Genomic DNA, 17,768 nt, shown 5'->3' with positions numbered 1-17,768 from the left:
GAAACGGGGCGGTAGGCATCCTCCGAGGGAGGGCCGGGCAGGACAGCAGCGAGCCAGGACGGGAAACGCTGCGAGGCTCAGGAGGCGATACCTATCGTATGGGCGTGCAGCCGTGCCAAAAGCGGAGCATGTCCAATCAGCGCGCAGTGGATTGTACGCGGCATCCGCGCGCGCCAATAAGAAGTGAGCGGCCATGGCCACCATCCTGTTGCTCGAGCCACATCCTTTGCTCCGCCTTGGGCTGCGCCACCTGTTGGCACAGGCGCATGTTCCCGGCGATCTCGTCGATATCGACCCCCAGTCCCTGCATGAACCGGATCCCTGGACGCACCACGCCGATCTGCTGATCTATGGCCTGCCCGCCGATGCGGAAGCCGGCTGGCTTGGCCTCGCCGGCCTGTGCCAGCGGCTGGAGCCGCAACGCGTGCTGGTGCTGGCCGAACACGTGCCGGCGCCGCTGCCCGAATTCGGCCTGCCCGAGACCGTGCGCGGCCTGCTGGCGAAAGCCTGCTCCGCCGAGGCGCTCGAAGCCGCCATCCGCCTGGTGCTGGCCGGGGGCGAATGCTTCCCGTCGCAGCTCCCGGTCATGCGTGGCGCCGAGCCGGCTGCCCATCCGTACGCCCAACTGGGCGGCGAGCATGCCCACGCCGCGCCGGTGCCGGTGCCGGCAGCCTACGCCGACGGCCGCGACAGCCGCCATGCCGCCGCGCCGATCGTCGTGCCGCTGCACGGTGTGCCGAGCCACGGCCCGCAGTCGCACGCCACGCCGCTGGAAACCCCGACGGCAGGCGCCCATCTGCTCAATATCACCGAGCGACAGTACGAAGTGCTGGCCCTGCTCGCGCGCGGCTATCCGATCAAGACCGTCAGCCGGCTGCTCAATATCTCGGTGGCCACGGCGAAGACCCATGCATGCACGCTTTATCAGCGGCTGCACGTGCGCAACAAGGGCGAGGCGGTCTACGTCGCGCTCCAGCGCGGCGCCACGCTGAACTGGCAAGGGCCGACGGTCACCGCGCCGGCCTCGATCCGCCCGTCCGCCGTCCTGCAGTCCCGGGAGGCCTGTGAGGCCGCCTGAGCGCGGTCGCGCAGCCATCCGCTCGCGTCCCCCTTCTGCCGGCCCGCCCTCATCCGAAAGCATGAGGCGGTGACCGGCTGCGGTTGCTAGCTTTATTGCAGGCCGATTTGCAGACCCATTGCGGACGGCGTCACCCGACGCACGCCGCCACCGTCATCCATCCCCAGCCTGCCATCTGTGCCTTCCCGGCTGCGCCTGCCGCGCGGGTAGGTCGTGCGTGTGCCCAATCGGCACGCGTTCAGTGAACCGACGTCCGATAACCGTCGCGCCAGCGGTGACCCACGCCGCGCCGCGCAGACGTCCAACATGCCCGATCTCTGTCGATGACGACCTACCTGATCGCCAGCAACGAAATGATGTGCCGCATCCTCGCCAGACGCATGGAGGGGCAGGACATCTCCATGCCCGTGCGATGGCACGCGCCTGACTGGCTGCTCGATACCCCGGACCCGGAGGCGCGCGCCGCCTCCATCGACAATCCGGACGCCTCCGAGACCGTGCCGGACGCCCCGGTGGACATGGCCATCGTCGACTGCAGCGGCGTGGAGGGCGACCCCCGCGCGCTGCTGGACCGCGTGCGCGAGCGGCTGGCCCCGCATCGCTGGCTCGTGTTGTCCGATTCGCTCGATGCCGCGCTGATGGTCTACGCCGCGCAGATCGGCGCCAGCGGCTGCCTGGCCGTGCCCGCCCCGATCGAACTGGTCTGTGCCGCCGCCGCGCTGGTCTGGGCCGGCGGCCAGTGCTTCCCGCGCGCGGCCCTGGCGCTGCTGCGCGCCCACCCGCGCCATGCCGGCACCGCGCCCGTCTCCCACCTCTACCCCCACCCCCACTCCGCTGACGGCACTACGGCAACCGGATGAAGGCGCGGCCGCGTCGCGCGACCTATGCTTGCGAGAAGTCCACGGTCTGAAGCCGGTGCCTTTGAGAGGCCGGCCGCCGTGGCGACGCAGGGGGTCGTATGGAACACGGAGTCAATATCCTGGTCGTGCATGGCTTTGCCGTGCGCGAGGGCCGGGGCAAGTGGGCATGTTGTTTCGAGATTCGGCTCGCCATCGCAGGAGGCGGGCCGTTGTTGTTTCGGGGCGAGCTGCACGGCCGGTGCTTCGCCACCGAGGCGGCCGCCGTCCTCGCCGCGTGCGAGTTCGGCGAGCGGGAGGCCACCCGGCACATGGCCACCGCGCGCGCGATGATCGCGGCGGACGACGACGAGGCGTCGCGCCAAAAAAGAAGCCCGCCGACCGGGGGACCATGCGGGCTTTGAAATGGCGCCGTCCTGGACGTGCGCCATTCATGTGACGATAGCCAAACGCCGGCAACGGGCGTATTGGCCAGAAGCATCACGCGCCGCATGGGGCGCACGCCCCGGTCACCGGGCCTCCACCTTCCCGCGCAAACGCATGCCCCGCGCCGGGCGCGCGCCCGCCGGCGGCACGCCGCGCGGCACCGTCTCCACCTTCTGGCTGGTTGAGGCGGCTGAACATTGCGTCGCACACTGCGGGCGCGACGGTGCGAACCTCCGTCAGCCGGCCTAACCCCGTCATCCTTTTCTGTGAGCTGCCGCACCATGTCTGTCTGGCCCCTTGTCTCCCGCGTTGGCGAAAGCGCACTGCTCATGCCCTGCGCGCTCGTCGTGTTCGCGTGGCTGCAGTCGGGCCGCGCCCCGCACGACCGCGACAACGCCATGCGCTGGGCACTCACGTTCGGCGGCGCCGTGGCGCTGGTCGTGGCCAGCAAGCTGGCCTTCATGGGCTGGGGCATCGGCAGCCGCGCCTTCGACTTCACCGGCATCTCCGGGCACAGCACGATGGCCGCCGCCGTGCTGCCGGTGCTGGCGCGGCTGCTGGTGCCGGAGCGCCATCGCGTGATGGCGGTGGTGGCCGTGGCAGTGAGCGTGGCGGTTGCCATCGTGGTGGGCGTGTCGCGGCTGGCGCTGGAGGTACATTCGCCGGCCGAGATCGTGGCCGGGCTGGCGCTGGGCTTCGGCGCGAGCGCCAGCTTCCTGGTCTGGTCCGCCCGGCCGCTGCGCGCCGCGCCGCGTGTGGTGGCGGGCGTCGTGCTGCTGCTGGCGCTGGCGGCGCCGCATCCGTCGGTGAGCCTGCCGACGCATGGCATGCTCGAGCGCATCGCCAGCCATCTCGCCGGGCGGGAGGAGCCCTACCGGCGCGGCGAATGGCACGATGGGCTGGGTGGGCACGGCAGGCATGAAGCGCGACAGGGACACGCTGCCGCGCTGACCGGCGACGCCGCGCGCTGTGTGCGCCACCAAACAGACCCGCCCGCCCGGCAGCACGACGATACCTGACAGGGTGGCCCGCTCCGCCCCGGCAGGAGAACCAACATGTCAGCAGTGCGCGCCTTCGTCGCTGGGCGACAGGGAACCTTCCAGTACCTGTACCGCGCGACCGACGCCCTCGTCATCGGCGCCACCGGCTTTGCCATCGGCGAACTGGTCTTCCCCGAAGGCCTGCGCGGCGCCGCGCCGGTCCATGGCTTCCTGACCGCCTTCTGCGCGCTGGGCGCGCTGCTGATCTTTCCCGCCTGCGGCCTGTACGGGTCCTGGCGCGGACGCAGCAAGGCCGGGCTGGCCGTGCGCGTGCTGGCGGCCTGGAGCGTGGTCTGCCTGCTGGCGCTGGTGTCCGCCTTCCTGCTGCACCAGGTGGCTGGCGTGTCGCGGCTGTGGTCGGTGCTCTGGGTGGCGTGGTCGGCGGTCGGGCTGGTGAGTTCGCGCGTGGTGCTCTACGGCACCCTGAGCAGCGTGCGCCAGCAGGGCATCAACGCCAAGCGCGTGGTGATCCTCGGCTACGGGCCGCTCGGGCACGACATGTTCCGCCGCGTGGCGCAGATTCCGGGCGCCGGCTACGAGGTGGTGGGCATCTACGACGAAGCCGGCACCGACGACCTCCCCGAAGGCGTGGCCCCGCTGCGCTCGCTCGATCAGGTCTGCACCTTCGTACACGCCCACCGCGTGCGCGAGATCTGGCTGACGCTGCCGATGGCGGCCTGCCGCGACCTCTACGACGTGGTCTTCCACTTCCGCAACGACCTCGTCGATATCCGCTGGGTGCCGGACATCATGTCCGTCGAGCTGCTCGGCCATCGCTTCTCCGAGTTCATGGGCCTGCCCGTGATCGACCTCAACAGCCCGCCCGACTCGGGCGTGACCGGCCTGGTCAAGGCCAGCTTCGACCGCGTGTTCGCGCTGGCCGTGCTGCTCGGGTTGTCGCCGCTGCTGCTCGCCATTGCCCTCGCCGTGCGGCTGTCCTCGCCGGGTCCGGTCCTGTTCCGGCAGGCGCGGCTCGGCATGGACGGCCAGCCGTTCCACGTCTTCAAGTTCCGGTCGATGGTGGCGCACACCGATGCCGGCGTGACGCAGGCCGCGCCCGGCGACCCCCGCGTGACGCGCGTGGGCGCCTTCCTGCGCCGCACCAGCCTGGACGAGCTGCCGCAGTTCCTGAACGTGCTGCGCGGCGAGATGTCCGTGGTCGGCCCACGCCCGCACGCCATCGAGCACAACGAGCTCTACAAGGAGATCGTGGACCGCTACATGCTGCGCCACCGCGTGAAGCCCGGCATCACGGGCTGGGCGCAGATCAACGGCTGCCGGGGTCGCACCGACACGGTGGAGAAAATGCGCCGGCGTACCGAGTTCGACATCTTCTACATCCGCAATTGGTCCTTCGTCCTGGACCTCCGCATCATCGGCCACACCGCCGTCTACGGCTGGACCGGCCGGGACGCCTACTGACGGCTGACCCGGCGCGGCAATGTGACCTGTCGCGCGTGCCCCGGGGAGTTTGTTGGACACCGCACCGAAGCCGTGCCCCCGCTGCGGCCCAATGGCACCGTGAGCAGGAACCGATCCTAAACAGGCGCCCGCCACGGCCGCCGCCACACCTGCCTTCTGACCAGGAGATACGCCATGAAGGAAACCATCCGACAGATCCTTGCCGAAGTGGCCCGCCTCGACGTCCCCATCGAGACGCTGGACGATCAGGCCGACCTCTACCAGGCGGGCCTGTCGTCGCTGGCCACGGTGCACGTGATGCTGGCCATCGAGAACGCGTTCAACATCGAGATTCCGGATCACATGCTGACCCGCCAGCTCTTCAAGAGCGTGAACTCGCTCGCGGCGGCGGCCTCGCAACTGCAGGAGGCTGCGTGATGAACCCCGTTCTCGCCGCGGTGGACCAGGCGTCGCCGCATCCCGCACCGGCGGACCCCGCCGCCCTGATCGCCGCCGCCCAGGCTGCCGCCGCCGTCGCCGCCACGCATGCCGATGCGGTGGACCGCGACGCGCGCTTCCCGGATGAAGCCTTCGTCACGCTGCGCGAGCACGGCCTGCTCGGCGCGATGATCCCGACGCACCTCGGCGGCGCCGGCGCCACGCTCGATACCGTGGCCGCCATCTGCCGCGTGCTGGGCGGCGCCTGTGCCGCCACCGGCATGGTCTACGCGATGCACCAGATCCAGGTGGCGTGCGTGCTCGAGCACGGCATGGGCAGCCCGTGGCACGAGGGCCTGCTGTCCCGCGTGGCGGGCGAGCAGCTGCTGCTGGCCTCGGCCACCTCGGAGGAAGCCATTGGCGGCGCGCTGCGCAACAGCGGCTGCGCGGTCAACGCCGAGGGCGAGCGCTTCCACCTGCTCAAGATGGCGCCGACGATCTCGTACGGCGCGCACGCGGACGGCATCCTGATCACCGCACGCCGCAGCGCCGACGCCGCGCCGTCCGACCAGGTGCTGGTCTGCGCGCTGAAGGCTGACTACACGCTGCAGAGCCTGAACACCTGGGACACGCTCGGCATGCGCGGCACCTGCAGCAACGGCTTCCGCCTCGAAGCGGCGGGCGACGTGGCGCAGATCCTGCCGGTGCCGTTCGGCCAGATTGCCGACGAGACCATGACGCCGGTGTCGCACATCGTCTGGAGCGCACTCTGGCTCGGCATTGCCGGCGATGCCGTGCAGCGCGCCAAGACCTTCTTCCAGGGCCAGGCGCGCGCGCGTCCGGGCTCGATGCCGCCGTCCGCACCGCGCGTGGCGGAGGCCGTGAGCCTGCTCCAGATGATCGAGGCCCGGCTGGACCTCGCGCTCGCCCACCAGCGCGCGCGGCATGTGGCCCAGGGGGTGTCGTCCTTCACCCTGGCCGCCGAGATGAACGGGCTGAAGACGGCCGTCTCCACCATGGCGCTCGAAGTCGTGCAGCAGGCCATGCTGGTCTGCGGCATGGCCGGCTACAAGCACGGCACGCCGTTCAGCCTGGGGCGCCATCTGCGCGACCTGTGGTCGGCGCCGCTGATGATCAACAACGATCGCATCCTGTCCAACACGGCCAACCTGCTGCTGGCCGACCGGACCTGAGAGAAGTCGAAACAAGGAGCTTCCATGGACGCCCAAACCGTAACGGCAGACGCGCAGGCCATCGGCGGAGCCGGTGGCAGCGCGGCTGCGCCCACCTTCCTCGAGCAGCTGACCGAGGCCGGGCTGCTGATTCCCAGCGGCGTGCTCGGGCTGTATGGCCGTAGCGAGACCTTCGAGGCCATCGCCGAAAGCCTCAACCGCATGGTGATGCGGCTGGGCGCGGATCACCATGCCGAGACGCTGCGCTTCCCGCCGGCCATCGGCCAGCACGACTTCGAGACCAGCGAGTACCTGAAGAGCTTTCCGCAGCTCGCCGGCACCATCCACAGCTTCTGCGGCGACGACCGCGGCCATCGCCGCCTGCTGGCCCGGCTCGAGGACAAGGAAGACTGGACCGACCAGCAGCAGCCCACCGGCGTGGTGCTGACGCCGGCCGCCTGCTATCCGGTGTATCCGGTCGTGGCGCGGCGCGGGCCGCTGCCGCCCGAGGGCAAGATCATCAACGTGATGTCCTACTGCTACCGGCACGAGCCGTCGCTGGAGCCCACCCGCATGCAGCTGTTCCGCCAGCACGAATACGTGTGCATCGGCTCGCCCGAGCAGATCATCGCGTTCCGCCAGTTGTGGATGGAGCGCGGCCAGGCCGCCGTGCAGGCGCTGGGCCTGCCGATGGAGGTGGAGGTGGCCAACGACCCGTTCTTCGGGCGCGGCGGCAAGATCGTGGCGGACAGCCAGCGCGAGCTGAAGCTCAAGTTCGAGTTGCTGATTCCGGTGAACGACGGGCTGGGGCCCACCGCCTGCATGAGCTTCAACTATCACATGGACCACTTCGGCGCGCTGTGGGGCATCCGCACCGCCGATGGCGGCACGGCGCACACCGGCTGCGTGGGTTTTGGCATCGAGCGTCTCACCTTGGCGCTGCTCAAGCATCACGGGCTGGATCCGGCCCGTTGGCCGCAGTCGGTACGGGAAACGCTCGGAGGCCAGTAAATGTACGGTGACGGCAGGCTTCGGCCGCGGGGCGGCCCGGCATTGCATGGTGGCAATCCGGTGTGGGCACACGCCAATCGCCATATCGATCTCTGGGTCGAGCTGCTGCATGGATGGGAGCTGGAGCCCGTGGCGGCCCTGCCGTTCGCCGTGACACAGGATTTCGAGGGCGACCAGTTCACGCTGTCGAGCTTTCCGCCTGGGGATCTTGAGCGCCTGTACGGCATCCACACCAATGAGCTGTCCACCTACGACAAGCTCGAGACCCACGTGGCCGCGCAGACCTGCCGGGGCAACGTGGTGCTGCTCGAAGTGGACGGCTTCTACCTGCCGCAGCCGCCCAATGCCTACCGCCGCCAGCACACGCGCTCGGCCATCGGCATCGACGTGCTGGTACCGGAGGCCAATGCCGTGGGCTTCTATCATGGCGATGGCTACCACACGGCCAGCGGGGACGACTACACGGCCATCTTCCGTCAGGCGACCATCGCCCCCGAGTGGGAGGCGCCCGCGTTCCCCCATGCCGAGGTCGTGCGCCGGCGCTTTCCGGCGCAGGCGGGGGAGGCGCTGGTCGCGGCCTCGCTGGAACTGCTGCGTCACCACCTGGCCTGCCGGCCCCGCCAGAACCCGATCACCGCGTTCCGCAGCGCGTTTCCCGCGCACCTGGAGCAGCTGATGGCGCGCGGCGAGCCCAACTTCCAGGTCTACGCGGCCAGCGTGCTGCGGCAGCTTGGCGCCAACTTCGAGCTGCTGGGGCGCTACCTGCGCTGGCTCTCGGAACACGGCCAGCCGCTGCCAGACGCCATCTGCGAAGCCTGCTACACGATGGCGTCCGAGGCGATGGTGATGCAGTTCCGCCTGATGCGCGCCGTCATCAGCCACAAGCCGGACCCGTGCCAGGACTGCCTCGACCAGCTCGAACTGTCGTACGAAGGCACCGTGCCGGCGCTGGCCGCTTATTTCGGGGAGACCGTCTCATGACTGCGCGTGATCCGGAACCGGCGCTGCAACCTGTCCTGTGGTCCGGCGTGGCCGTGGGCGATGCGCGGCTGGAGGGCGACTGGACCTTCCTGGAGACGCTGGCCGGCGCGGCCACGCATCCCCGTGAACTGGGCGAGGACGGGCACTGGCTGCCCGCGCCGGTGCCGGGCACGGTGGCCAGCGCGCTGCGCGCCGCCGGCCGGTGGGACGAGTCCGCCCCGCCCCCGCTGCACCAGCACGACTACTGGTACCGGCTCCACTTCGCCGGCAGTGGCCGCCGCGTGCTCCGCTGCAACGGGCTGGCGACGCTGGCCGAAGTCTGGCTCAACGGCGTGCAGGTGCTCACCACGCGCCATATGTTCGTGGCGCACCAGGTGGCGGTGCAACTCCAGGGTGCGGACAACGTGCTCCATATCTGCTTCCGCGCGCTGCATCCGTGGCTGCGCACGCAGCGCGGCGCGGTGCGCTGGAAGCCGCGCATGATCCAGCCGCCCACGCTGCGCGCGGTGCGCACCACGCTGCTCGGCCATATGCCCGGTTGGTGCCCGCCCGTGCACGCGGTGGGCCCGTGGCGCGACATCGAACTGCTGCACCCCGAAGGCGCGGACGTCGTGCATGGCGCGCGCGCCGTGCTGGCCGGTCATCTCGATGGCCGCGACGGCGTGGTGGCACTGCAACTCCACTTTCCCGGCCCGGCGCCGATGCAGGGCAGCTTCCGGGCCGAAGGGTCCGATGGCGGGGTCTGGCAGGGCGAACTGCGCCGTGTGGGCGCGCATTCGCTGGCCGGCACCCTGCGCGTGCCCGATGCCCGGCGCTGGTGGCCCCATACCCACGGCGAGCCGGCGCTGTATCGCGTGCAGGCCGAAGTGGGTGGCCATGCCATCCCCTGCGGCCAGACCGGCTTCCGCACCATCACCGAAGATCGCGACGGCGAGCCCGGCGCGTTTGCGCTGCGCGTGAACGGCGAGCGCGTGTTCTGCCGGGGCGCCTGCGTCTCCAGCCACGACCTGCCGGGCCTGGCCGACACCGACGACGCCGTGGCCAACTGGCTGCGGCTGGCGCGCGATGCCGGCGCCAACATGGTCCGCGTCAGCGGCGTGACCTGCTATCCCGGCGAAGCGTTCTACCGCCAGTGCGATGCCCTCGGCCTGATGGTCTGGCAGGACTTCATGTTCGCCAATTTCGACTATGGCAGCGAGACCAGCGCGTCGCCGGCCCTGATGGACGACGCCGCGCGCGAGGTCGCCCAGTGGCTGGCCGGCACGCGCGCCCATGCCAGCCTCGCCGTGCTCTGCGGCGGCAGCGAGGCCGAGCAGCAGGCGGCCATGCTCGGCACGCCGCGCGGCGCGTGGCGCCAGCCGCTGTTCGACACCCTGATTCCCGCGCTCGTGGCCGAGCATCGTCCCGATGTGGTCTATGTGCGCAATTCGCCCAGCGAAGGCGCCTGGCCGTTCCAGCCCGATACCGGCATCACGCACTACTACGGCGTGGGCGCCTACCAGCGCCCGCTGGCCGATGCCCGGCTGGCCAACGTGCGCTTCACGTCCGAGTGCCTGGCCTTCGCCAACGTGCCGTGCGCGCGCACGCTGACCGAGGCGGGGCTCTCGCAGCCGCTGCACGACCCGCGCTGGAAGGCGCGCGTGCCGCGCGACGCCGGTTCCGCCTGGGATTTCGAGGACATCCGCGATTTCTACCTGCGGGCGCTGTACGAGGTCGATCCGCCCCGCCTGCGCTACGAGCAGCCGGCGCGCTACCTCGCGCTCTCGCGCGCCGTGGTGGCCGAGATCATGACCGACGTCTTCAGCGAATGGCGCCGCGCCGGCTCCACCTGCATGGGCGGGCTGGTCTGGCAACTGCAGGACCTGTTGCCGGGCGCCGGCTGGGGCATCGTCGATGCCCGGGGCCGGCCGAAATCGGCCTGGCATGCGCTGCGGCAGGTCTGGCAGCCGCTCCAGGTGCTGATCACCGACGAGGGCCTGAACGGGCTGCACGTGCACGTGGTCAACGAATCGGCCACGCCGCGCACCGTGCAACTGACCTTCCGCTGCCTGCGCGATGGCGAAATCGCCACCGTCCACGCCACGCAAACGCTCACGCTGGCCCCGCGCGAGACGCGCCGGCTCGTCGCGGCGGAACTCATCGATCACTTTTTCGATTTCACCTACGCCTACCGCTTCGGCCCGCCCGCGCACGACGTCGTCCTGGCCACCCTGCACGACCCCGCGGACAGCAACGCGTTGCTCAGCCAGGCGGCGTATTTGCCGGACCGCCGCGCCGCCGCGCTGCGCGCGCCAGGGTTGAGTGCGCAGGTGGAACAGGTGGAGGGCGTGTGGTGGCTGACCGTCAGCGCGCAGCGCTTTGCACGCTGGGTGCACATCGAGGACCATGCGTACCGCCCGGAGCAGGACTGGTTCCACCTTGGACCGGGGGAATCGCGGCGTATCCGCCTGATGAATGAGGCAGGGGGAGGGGGCGGGTCGGACGCCATTCCTTCAGGCGAGATCTCCGCCCTGAACGCCGAGCGCCCGCTCTCCTACGACGCCTGATCTCATCCTCTCAACCCCTGCCCGCTGCGCCATATGCGGCGCGGCAGGGCGGCACATCCGCCGGCTCCGGCCCGTCGCGCGTCATCCCCGCGTCATCCCCGCCTCTCCGCCGTTTGTATCCTCCTTCCCTCCCAAAGCATGACCGCCGCACCAACCGTCTGCCTACTGTCGATTCTGATCTGCATGGCCCTTAATAGAGTCAACAACGAGATAGCAAAACCGGGGCCCGCGAGGTGCCGGGGGTAAAGAGGGTGGCAGCTACGGGGCTGCCAGAGATCGCCAGAAAACGCAAACGGGTGGAGCGGCGAGATCGGGTCACAGCCTGCATGGAGATTGCCATGCGGGGTGGAGGACCGATGCTGCTCCCGGGTCAGAGGGAGGAGAATCACCATGATTACGCATCGGTCAGACTTGCATGTCAATCACCTGCTCAACGCGTTGCCGCGTCACGAATGGGAAACGCTTTCGCGGCATTTCGAACTGGTCCGGCTCCGCGCCGGTGAGCTGCTGACCGACTCGGGCCAGCGCATCGTCCACGTGTACTTCCCGACCACGTCGGTGGTGTCGCTGCTGTCGCTGCTCGAAGACGGCGCCACGGTGGAATTCGCGGCCGTCGGCAACGAAGGACTCGTCGGCATTCCCGTGGTCACCGGCGGCGACACCATGCCGAGCCGCGTGGAAGTGCGCAGCCCCGGCTTCGCCTACCGTATCCCCGCCCGCGCCCTGCGTGCCGAACTGGCCCACATGCCCGCCCTGCAACGCGTGACCCTGCTCTACGTGCAGGCCGTGCTGACGCAGATCGCGCAGACCGCCGCCTGCAACCGCCACCATTCGCTCAACAAGCAACTGTGCCGCTGGCTGCTGCTGGCCATCGACCGCATGAGCTCCAACGAACTGGTGATCACGCAGCAGGTCATCGCCAACATGCTCGGCGTGCGCCGCGAGGGCGTGACCGAAGCGGCGGGCAAGCTCGAGGACCTGGGCCTGATCCACCATAGCCGTGGCCACATCACGGTGCTGGATCGCTGCGGGCTGGAGAAGCATTCCTGCGAATGCTACAAGCTCGTCAAGCGCGAGTACGACCGCCTGCTGCCGGCGCTGGTGCAAGCCTGATTTCCGCAGGGCGATGCGGCGCGGCATCACGCCGCGCCGCATCGCATTCCTGCCGAAGGATCCTTGCGCCAACCGGAGAGCCCGCTATGACGGTCACCTCGCTTGACTTGCCCGACCTCGATGCCAAGCCGGGCGGCGACGCCCAGGCGGCAGTCGTCCCGCTACGCATCGGCCTGCTGCTGGACAGCCCGCAGGCGTTGCATCACCTCTACCAGCTCGTGCTCTGGGCCCGCAAGCAGCCGGGCCTGGCCATCACCCATCTGATCGTGCACGGGCCCGTGCAGGGCGGCGTCTCGCCGTGGGACCGCCTGCTCGCGGCCACGCTGCGCGGCCTGATGCGGGCCGAAGGCACGGTGCTGCGCGGTACCTATCGCGGCCACCTGACCCGCCACGACCTCGCGCGCTCGATCCCCGAGCGCCTGGACATTGCCGCGCCGATGCCCGGCGCCAACGGTCACATACAGTTCGACGTCGCCGCGGTGGAACAGGTACGCGCCCTCGGGCTGGACCTGCTGCTCGGCTTCGGCCCCGCCACGGTCGATGCGCGGATTGCGGCTGCCGCGCGCATCGGCACGCTGTGGATGCGTTATGGCCGGGGCGGCGTGGCGCCAGCCGCCGGCTTCGACGAATGCCGGCACGCCGAGCCGGCCACCGGCTTCGCCATCGAACGCATCGACGGCACGCGCCGCGTGCTGCGCGCGGGCCGGGTGGGCACGCGCGTGAGCTACCTCGAAAACCAGGCCCACCTGTACCGCAAGGCCGATGTGCACCTGCGCGCGCTGCTGACGGGCATCGCCACGACGGGCACGCTGCCCTCGCCGGCCGGCGCGCCGGTTCCCGGGCTGGCCCGGCCCCGTGCGCGCGACCTCGTCGGCTACGCGGGCCGCCTGTTCAAGCGCGCGGCGATCAAGGGCACCCAGCGCGCGCTGCACATGCGGCGCAAGTTCGGCATCTCGATCCTGCAAGGCTCCTGGCGCAACGCCGATCTGCGGCAGGCCGTGGAGGTGACCGCGCCGCGCGGCCGCTTCTGGGCCGATCCCTTCCTGTGGACCGGGCCCGATGGGCGCGTGGTCTGCTTCGTGGAGGACTACCGCTACGCCACCGGCCGCGCCCATATCTCGGCGCTGGAAATCGTCGGCCATCGCGCGGTGGACCTTGGCGCGGTGATCGTCGAGCCGTACCACATGTCGTTCCCGTACCTGTTCTCGTACGAAGGGGCGCTATATATGTGCCCCGAATGCTCGGGGTCCGGACAGATCCGCGTCTATCGGTGCGCCGAATTCCCGCTCAAGTGGGAGCTGGCCGCCGTGCTGATGGACAACGTCTCCGCCGCGGACACCGTGCTGTTCCCGCGCGACGGCAAATGGTGGATGCTGACCAGCATGGACCCCGCCGACGTGAAGGACCATTGCAGCGAGCTGTACCTGTTCTCGGGGCCGTCCCCGCTCGGCACGGACTGGACGCCCTGCGCGGCCAACCCGGTGCGGATTGACCCGGCCGGCGGGCGCAATGCCGGCCTGATCATGGACGGCGGGCGCATCTACCGGCTGGCGCAGCGCCAGGGCTTCGACCGCTATGGCGAAGGGCTGATCGTCAACGAGGTGCTGGCGGTCTCCGACGAGGCGTACCGCGAGCGCGAGGTGCGCCGCATCGACCCCGACTTCGGCCGGCGGCTGATCGGCTCGCACCATATGACCAGCACCGGCACGGTCACCGTGGTGGACCACGTGCGGCGGGAGTTCGTGTTCTGAGTGCCTTGGGCGCCCGGCTACGGGCGCCCGTTCGACCGCTGTACCGCCTTGGTTCAGCGCAGCGCCGGCTCCGGATCGATGCCGGCCACGAGGGCCGCGATGGTGTCCGCGTCCTCGCAGAAATGGGTACGCAGGTACTGGTCGAGCATGGCGTAGACCGCCTCGCGTGCCGCGTAGGACCGCAGCGCGTGGTCCACTTCATCCGAAATCACGCACTTCACATGACGATAGCGCCGCAGTTGCCGCCCGCGCGCGCCGAAGTGCGTGGCGAGTTCCCCCAGGCCCGGATCGTAGCCGCCGAAGACCAGCCACACCGGCACGCTGCGTTCATCGAGCCGACGAATGAGGCCGTGCACCTGACGCACTGGCGTATCAGCGCGAGTAATCCACGCGGCCAGTGTCTGCGCCCGCGTGCGCACGCGGGCCACGATGCGGCGGCTCAACTCCATGGCAATCGAGCCGATTTCCGCGTCGCCCTTGAACACGCGTACCCATTTCTGCGTGTCCAGCGCGGCGGTTAGATACACGCGCGTGGCCGCCTGGCGCGGGCTGGGGCGCTGCTGCACCACGTCCTGGATGCCGAGCCCTTCGGGCCACTGGAACTTCTGCACATTGACCAGCACCGCGCCCGCCACGTGCTCGCTGCCGGTGGCCGCGTGCAGCCCCACGAAGGCGCCCGAGCAGATGCCGAACAGCACCACCCGGCCGAAGCCCTGCGCGGCCAGCCACGCGGCGGCGGCGGTCACGTCGCGGCGCAGGTGGCTGCCGTAGGGCTGGAAGGCGTACTGGGGCAGCGCCAGCGAGACGCTGTCGCCAATCCCGCCCAGATCCATCCGCATCGACGCAATGCCGCGCCGCGCAAGGTAGCGCGCGCAGAGCACGCCCATGCGCGCATCGCCCACATGATGGCCAGCGCCGGTGTTGATGATGAGCACCACCGGCGCGCCGTCGCCGCGCGCGGCGGCAGGCGGCTCGCACAGGATGCCGAACAGGCCGTCGGCGCCGTAGTGCGCGCGGCGCTCCACGAAGCGGTCGCCGTGCAGCACCGGCGCGTCGTCGGCGGACAGGCGGCGCACGCGCGCGTTGTCGGGCTCGCGCACATCGGTCTCGGGTACGCCGGCCAGCCACGCCGTGGTGTGCCGGAACGCCTGCCAGGGCAGGTCGTTCAGCTCGGGATAGCTGACATAGGTCTCGTATTCGTCGAACGGCGCCTGCGTCACGTCGCAGCCGAGCGCGGCGGCGCTCTCGGCCAGCCGCCCGGCGCCGTCGAGCGTGCTGGCCGACAGGATCAGCATGCGTGCGGCGGGCCGCTGGTGCAGTTGCCCGGGTTTGCCGAGGTCGCACGTCTGGATGACGTCGATGGTGTCGCGGTAGAAGCGGTTGCCGACCACGGTCATGAAGTCTTCGGTCTCGGCCGGATCGAGCTGGTCGGCCGGGGACGATCGCGCGGTGCTCTGCAACGCGCGCAGTTCGCGCAGATGGTCACGCCCACGCACCACCGGCGCCAGCAGCACCAGCGCGTCGATCGCCTCCGCCTCCATCTCCTGCGTGGCGAGCACCGCCAGCAGCGCGCCGAGGCGGATGCCGCACAAGGCCACGCGCGTCACGCCGGTACGTTCGCGCAGGACGCGCACGGCGGCCACGATGCTGGCCGTCCACGCCTGCAGCCGGGCAGGATCGCTCTCGTCGCCATCGGAATCGCCGGTGCCGTGGTAATCGAAGCGCAGCGCCGGCATGCCGTTGGCGGACAGCGCCGTGGCGAGGTAGCGCCAGCCACGGTGGGTCATGATCGCTTCCTGCCCGAACGGGTTGCACAGCACCACGCCGCAGGGATCGGCAGAAAGGGGGGCAAGGGGGGCAAGGGGGACGATGGGCCGGTGCAGCCAGCCGTAGCACCCGTCGAACAGCAGCGGTTCCATCAGGGCGTGCACCATCCCCGGGCCATGCGGCCCGTGGCCGCCGTGTCCGTCCCCGTGTCCGTCCTCGTTCGGGCCGTCGCCCGCGCCGCCCATGGCGCCGCCGCCCTCAGGCACCCGCATGGACGTGCACCGGCCCCGCCGCGCCGAACGTGGCCACCAGGCCAGACAGCGTGCGGTCGTAGGCGGACTCCAGCACATCCAGGCAGTCCGAGCAGGCATCGGTCCGGCCGCGCGCCACCGCGCGGGCCAGCCGGAACTGCAGCACCTTGGCTTCCGTGGCGATGCTGTGCGCCGCGTCCACCACAGGCTCGGGCACCTTGTGCCCCTGCCGCGTGAGCCACGTCAGGTAGTGATGCAGCATCTCGAAGTTGGCGCCGAGCTGGCGCGGCACGTTGAAGGTGTACTGGTGGAAGTAGGCATCGCCGCGCGCCAGCATCCGCTCCATATGCGACGGAAACACCGCGCGCAGCCGGCTCACCGGGTTGGCGGCGGGGCGCCGCGCCAGATGCTCGCGCAGCAGCCGCACCGAGGCATCGGCCAGCATGCCCGGCGCCACCGGCGCGCGCACGCGCTTGGCGCACTCGGCGTAGGGAAACAGCAGGTCCGGATTGCCGGAGAGTTCGGGCGTCAGGCGCAGCAGGCCCTCGTAGTCGTCGCCATTGACCGTGTGGTAGCCCAGGCCGTGGTAGTAGCCCAGCCGGCGCGCCTGCGCGTCGATCATGTCCACGCCGATCGACGTCTTGACGTGTTTCTGCCGATAGGAAGTGGCCTTGGTGTCCGGCAGGTAGTAGCTGTCTACCTCCACCAGCACCGTGTGGCCGCGCCCGACCTGTTCGACGAGATGCGCCTCCAGCGCATCGTAGAGCGCCATCTCCTGCACCACGGTGCCGTAGAGCCGCTCGATGTCGTTGGTCGGGTATTTGAAGAAGGTGAAGTGATCGCCCTCGAAGTCCTGCGTCACGGTGAACGGCAGCGCGGCGCGCGGTTCGAGCCCCCAGCCGTTGAGCAGTTCGATCCACAGGTCGATGTAGCAGTTGGTCTCCTGCCAGATCACGTCCTCGCCATGCAGCGCATGCGGCGCGGGCTGCGGCGTGCTGCGTGCCAGGGTCGCCGTGACATTCATATGGATTCTCCTCCGCTGTGTAGGCATGCCGCGCAGCCGGGCGCGGCCAGACGGTCTCCATTACAGCCCCAACCGCGCCAAAGATTGGTGCGCGAGGCAACACAGGCGCCGCAGCAAGGTGCACGTTTGCGCGCATGCTGGCGGGGCACCGGCAAGGGGCAGGCCGCGTGCAGGCAGTGGCACTTTTCCCGGCCTTTTCGCGCTCTGATGGGCACGCCACCGCACGCCGGGCAAGGTGTGCGGAAGCGTACAGAGACGGCGAGGGGCCGTTCCTACACTGCAACTCATGGATTGGGACGCGTGCCGCCAGCGTTGCGGCGCGCGCATTGAGAGACAGCGGTGAGCATGGGGAGCGTGAGCGCAGTGCGCAGCGCCGTCCATGCCTTTGGACAGACCAGGAAGGCGGGCATGAACTGGGTGGACAAGGAATTCAGCGAGCTGACCACGCGGGAGCTGTATCAGATCCTGCGCGTGCGCAGCGAGGTCTTCATCGTGGAGCAGGGCAGTCTGCTGCTCGACGTCGACGGCAAGGACATCGTCGGCACGCACGTGCTCGGCGTGGAGCCGGCCGAGGACACACAGCAGGTGGTGGCCTACGCCCGCCTGCTCAAGGGGGAAGGCAGCGAGATCCGGATCGACAAGTTCCTCACGCGCATGTCGCGTCGCGGCGACGGCACGGCCGAGGCATTGATGCGCAGCGCGCAGGAGGCCATCCAGACGCGCTGGCCCGGTGCGCCGGTGGGCATCCAGGTGCCGTTCTACCTGCGCGAATTTTGCGAGGGGTTCGGCTTCAGCAAGCGCGAGGGCCCGTACCTGGAACACGGTACGCATTTCATCGGCATGGTCTGGCAGCCGCCCCGCGCGCGCGCCCGGCTGTTCCGTCTGACACGCTGAGCCGCATGCGGCCCGGCC

General features: G+C 70.0%; 15 protein-coding genes. 13 read left to right on the top strand and 2 right to left on the bottom strand.

Going from position 1 to position 17,768, the window contains the following annotated elements; all coding sequences use genetic code 11:
- Nucleotides 1-193: 193 nt before the first annotated feature.
- The 12 genes from AC1DFU_RS03900 to AC1DFU_RS03845 all read left to right on the top strand — a co-directional run bounded on the left by AC1DFU_RS03900 (nucleotide 194) and on the right by AC1DFU_RS03845 (nucleotide 13,814).
- Nucleotides 194-1,078, top strand: coding sequence for a helix-turn-helix transcriptional regulator (locus tag AC1DFU_RS03900; protein ID WP_441591189.1), 885 nt, complete (start codon nucleotides 194-196; stop codon nucleotides 1,076-1,078).
- 323 nt (nucleotides 1,079-1,401) lie between these two features.
- Complete coding sequence (locus tag AC1DFU_RS03895; protein WP_441591188.1) at nucleotides 1,402-1,938, top strand: DNA-binding response regulator; 537 nt, start codon at nucleotides 1,402-1,404, stop codon at nucleotides 1,936-1,938.
- Nucleotides 1,939-2,036: 98 nt separating this feature from the next.
- Nucleotides 2,037-2,339, top strand: a complete 303-nt coding sequence (locus AC1DFU_RS03890; protein WP_255370794.1) for a hypothetical protein — start codon at nucleotides 2,037-2,039, stop codon at nucleotides 2,337-2,339.
- A gap of 351 nt (nucleotides 2,340-2,690) precedes the next feature.
- A complete protein-coding gene (locus tag AC1DFU_RS03885) occupies nucleotides 2,691-3,380 on the top strand; it encodes a phosphatase PAP2 family protein (protein ID WP_218158028.1) in 690 nt (229 codons plus the stop codon).
- A 36-nt stretch (nucleotides 3,381-3,416) separates the two neighbouring features.
- On the top strand, nucleotides 3,417-4,823 hold the full coding sequence (locus tag AC1DFU_RS03880; protein WP_092294206.1) for an undecaprenyl-phosphate glucose phosphotransferase: 1,407 nt from the start codon (nucleotides 3,417-3,419) through the stop codon (nucleotides 4,821-4,823).
- A 174-nt stretch (nucleotides 4,824-4,997) separates the two neighbouring features.
- Entirely contained in the window at nucleotides 4,998-5,240 is a 243-nt protein-coding gene (locus AC1DFU_RS03875; RefSeq protein WP_092294208.1) for an acyl carrier protein, read from the top strand.
- The gene (locus AC1DFU_RS03870; RefSeq protein WP_441591187.1) at nucleotides 5,240-6,433 is read left to right on the top strand and encodes an acyl-CoA dehydrogenase family protein; all 1,194 of its coding nucleotides are present in this window, start codon (nucleotides 5,240-5,242) and stop codon (nucleotides 6,431-6,433) included. The genes AC1DFU_RS03875 and AC1DFU_RS03870 overlap by 1 nt, the downstream gene beginning before the upstream one ends.
- Nucleotides 6,434-6,457: 24 nt before the next feature.
- On the top strand, nucleotides 6,458-7,423 hold the full coding sequence (locus tag AC1DFU_RS03865; protein WP_092294212.1) for an amino acid--[acyl-carrier-protein] ligase: 966 nt from the start codon (nucleotides 6,458-6,460) through the stop codon (nucleotides 7,421-7,423).
- Nucleotides 7,424-8,404 (top strand): DUF1839 family protein, encoded by a 981-nt coding sequence (locus AC1DFU_RS03860; RefSeq protein WP_092294214.1) that lies wholly within the window; start codon nucleotides 7,424-7,426, stop codon nucleotides 8,402-8,404.
- On the top strand, nucleotides 8,401-10,950 hold the full coding sequence (locus tag AC1DFU_RS03855; protein WP_441591186.1) for a glycoside hydrolase family 2 protein: 2,550 nt from the start codon (nucleotides 8,401-8,403) through the stop codon (nucleotides 10,948-10,950). The genes AC1DFU_RS03860 and AC1DFU_RS03855 overlap by 4 nt, the downstream gene beginning before the upstream one ends.
- Before the next feature lie 390 nt (nucleotides 10,951-11,340).
- Nucleotides 11,341-12,063, top strand: coding sequence for a Crp/Fnr family transcriptional regulator (locus AC1DFU_RS03850; RefSeq protein WP_092294220.1), 723 nt, complete (start codon nucleotides 11,341-11,343; stop codon nucleotides 12,061-12,063).
- 86 nt (nucleotides 12,064-12,149) lie between these two features.
- The gene (locus AC1DFU_RS03845) at nucleotides 12,150-13,814 is read left to right on the top strand and encodes a glucosamine inositolphosphorylceramide transferase family protein (protein ID WP_441591185.1); all 1,665 of its coding nucleotides are present in this window, start codon (nucleotides 12,150-12,152) and stop codon (nucleotides 13,812-13,814) included.
- A 53-nt stretch (nucleotides 13,815-13,867) separates the two neighbouring features.
- On the opposite strand, the gene AC1DFU_RS03840 is transcribed toward AC1DFU_RS03845, so the two are convergent.
- Nucleotides 13,868-15,853 carry a serine aminopeptidase domain-containing protein gene (locus AC1DFU_RS03840; protein WP_441591184.1) on the bottom strand — a complete coding sequence of 662 codons (1,986 nt, stop codon included), beginning with the start codon at nucleotides 15,851-15,853 and terminating at the stop codon, nucleotides 13,868-13,870.
- Nucleotides 15,840-16,856, bottom strand: coding sequence for a DUF1839 family protein (locus AC1DFU_RS03835; protein WP_255370795.1), 1,017 nt, complete (start codon nucleotides 16,854-16,856; stop codon nucleotides 15,840-15,842). The genes AC1DFU_RS03840 and AC1DFU_RS03835 overlap by 14 nt, the downstream gene beginning before the upstream one ends.
- A 408-nt stretch (nucleotides 16,857-17,264) precedes the next feature.
- Between AC1DFU_RS03835 and AC1DFU_RS03830 the strand changes: the two genes are divergently transcribed.
- Nucleotides 17,265-17,750 carry a GNAT family N-acetyltransferase gene (locus AC1DFU_RS03830; protein ID WP_092294228.1) on the top strand — a complete coding sequence of 162 codons (486 nt, stop codon included), beginning with the start codon at nucleotides 17,265-17,267 and terminating at the stop codon, nucleotides 17,748-17,750.
- Nucleotides 17,751-17,768: the final 18 nt, after the last annotated feature.

This window comes from Cupriavidus sp. 10L45 (genome assembly GCF_056395225.1).
The sequence above is the reverse complement of the archived record's forward strand: the minus strand, read 5'-3'. Positions and strand labels throughout refer to the sequence as shown.

What these genes read in the sequence shown, in the direction of transcription:
- AC1DFU_RS03855 (WP_441591186.1), top strand. Translation starts at nt 8,401, where the DNA reads ATGACTGCGCGTGATCCGGAACCGGCGCTGCAACCTGTCCTGTGGTCC.
- AC1DFU_RS03865 (WP_092294212.1), top strand. Translation starts at nt 6,458, where the DNA reads ATGGACGCCCAAACCGTAACGGCAGACGCGCAGGCCATCGGCGGAGCC.
- AC1DFU_RS03870 (WP_441591187.1), top strand. Translation starts at nt 5,240, where the DNA reads ATGAACCCCGTTCTCGCCGCGGTGGACCAGGCGTCGCCGCATCCCGCA.
- AC1DFU_RS03850 (WP_092294220.1), top strand. Translation starts at nt 11,341, where the DNA reads ATGATTACGCATCGGTCAGACTTGCATGTCAATCACCTGCTCAACGCG.
- AC1DFU_RS03840 (WP_441591184.1), bottom strand. Translation starts at nt 15,853, where the DNA reads ATGCGGGTGCCTGAGGGCGGCGGCGCCATGGGCGGCGCGGGCGACGGC.
- AC1DFU_RS03880 (WP_092294206.1), top strand. Translation starts at nt 3,417, where the DNA reads ATGTCAGCAGTGCGCGCCTTCGTCGCTGGGCGACAGGGAACCTTCCAG.
- AC1DFU_RS03890 (WP_255370794.1), top strand. Translation starts at nt 2,037, where the DNA reads ATGGAACACGGAGTCAATATCCTGGTCGTGCATGGCTTTGCCGTGCGC.
- AC1DFU_RS03895 (WP_441591188.1), top strand. Translation starts at nt 1,402, where the DNA reads ATGACGACCTACCTGATCGCCAGCAACGAAATGATGTGCCGCATCCTC.
- AC1DFU_RS03860 (WP_092294214.1), top strand. Translation starts at nt 7,424, where the DNA reads ATGTACGGTGACGGCAGGCTTCGGCCGCGGGGCGGCCCGGCATTGCAT.
- AC1DFU_RS03875 (WP_092294208.1), top strand. Translation starts at nt 4,998, where the DNA reads ATGAAGGAAACCATCCGACAGATCCTTGCCGAAGTGGCCCGCCTCGAC.
- AC1DFU_RS03885 (WP_218158028.1), top strand. Translation starts at nt 2,691, where the DNA reads ATGCCCTGCGCGCTCGTCGTGTTCGCGTGGCTGCAGTCGGGCCGCGCC.
- AC1DFU_RS03830 (WP_092294228.1), top strand. Translation starts at nt 17,265, where the DNA reads ATGAACTGGGTGGACAAGGAATTCAGCGAGCTGACCACGCGGGAGCTG.
- AC1DFU_RS03835 (WP_255370795.1), bottom strand. Translation starts at nt 16,856, where the DNA reads ATGAATGTCACGGCGACCCTGGCACGCAGCACGCCGCAGCCCGCGCCG.
- AC1DFU_RS03900 (WP_441591189.1), top strand. Translation starts at nt 194, where the DNA reads ATGGCCACCATCCTGTTGCTCGAGCCACATCCTTTGCTCCGCCTTGGG.
- AC1DFU_RS03845 (WP_441591185.1), top strand. Translation starts at nt 12,150, where the DNA reads ATGACGGTCACCTCGCTTGACTTGCCCGACCTCGATGCCAAGCCGGGC.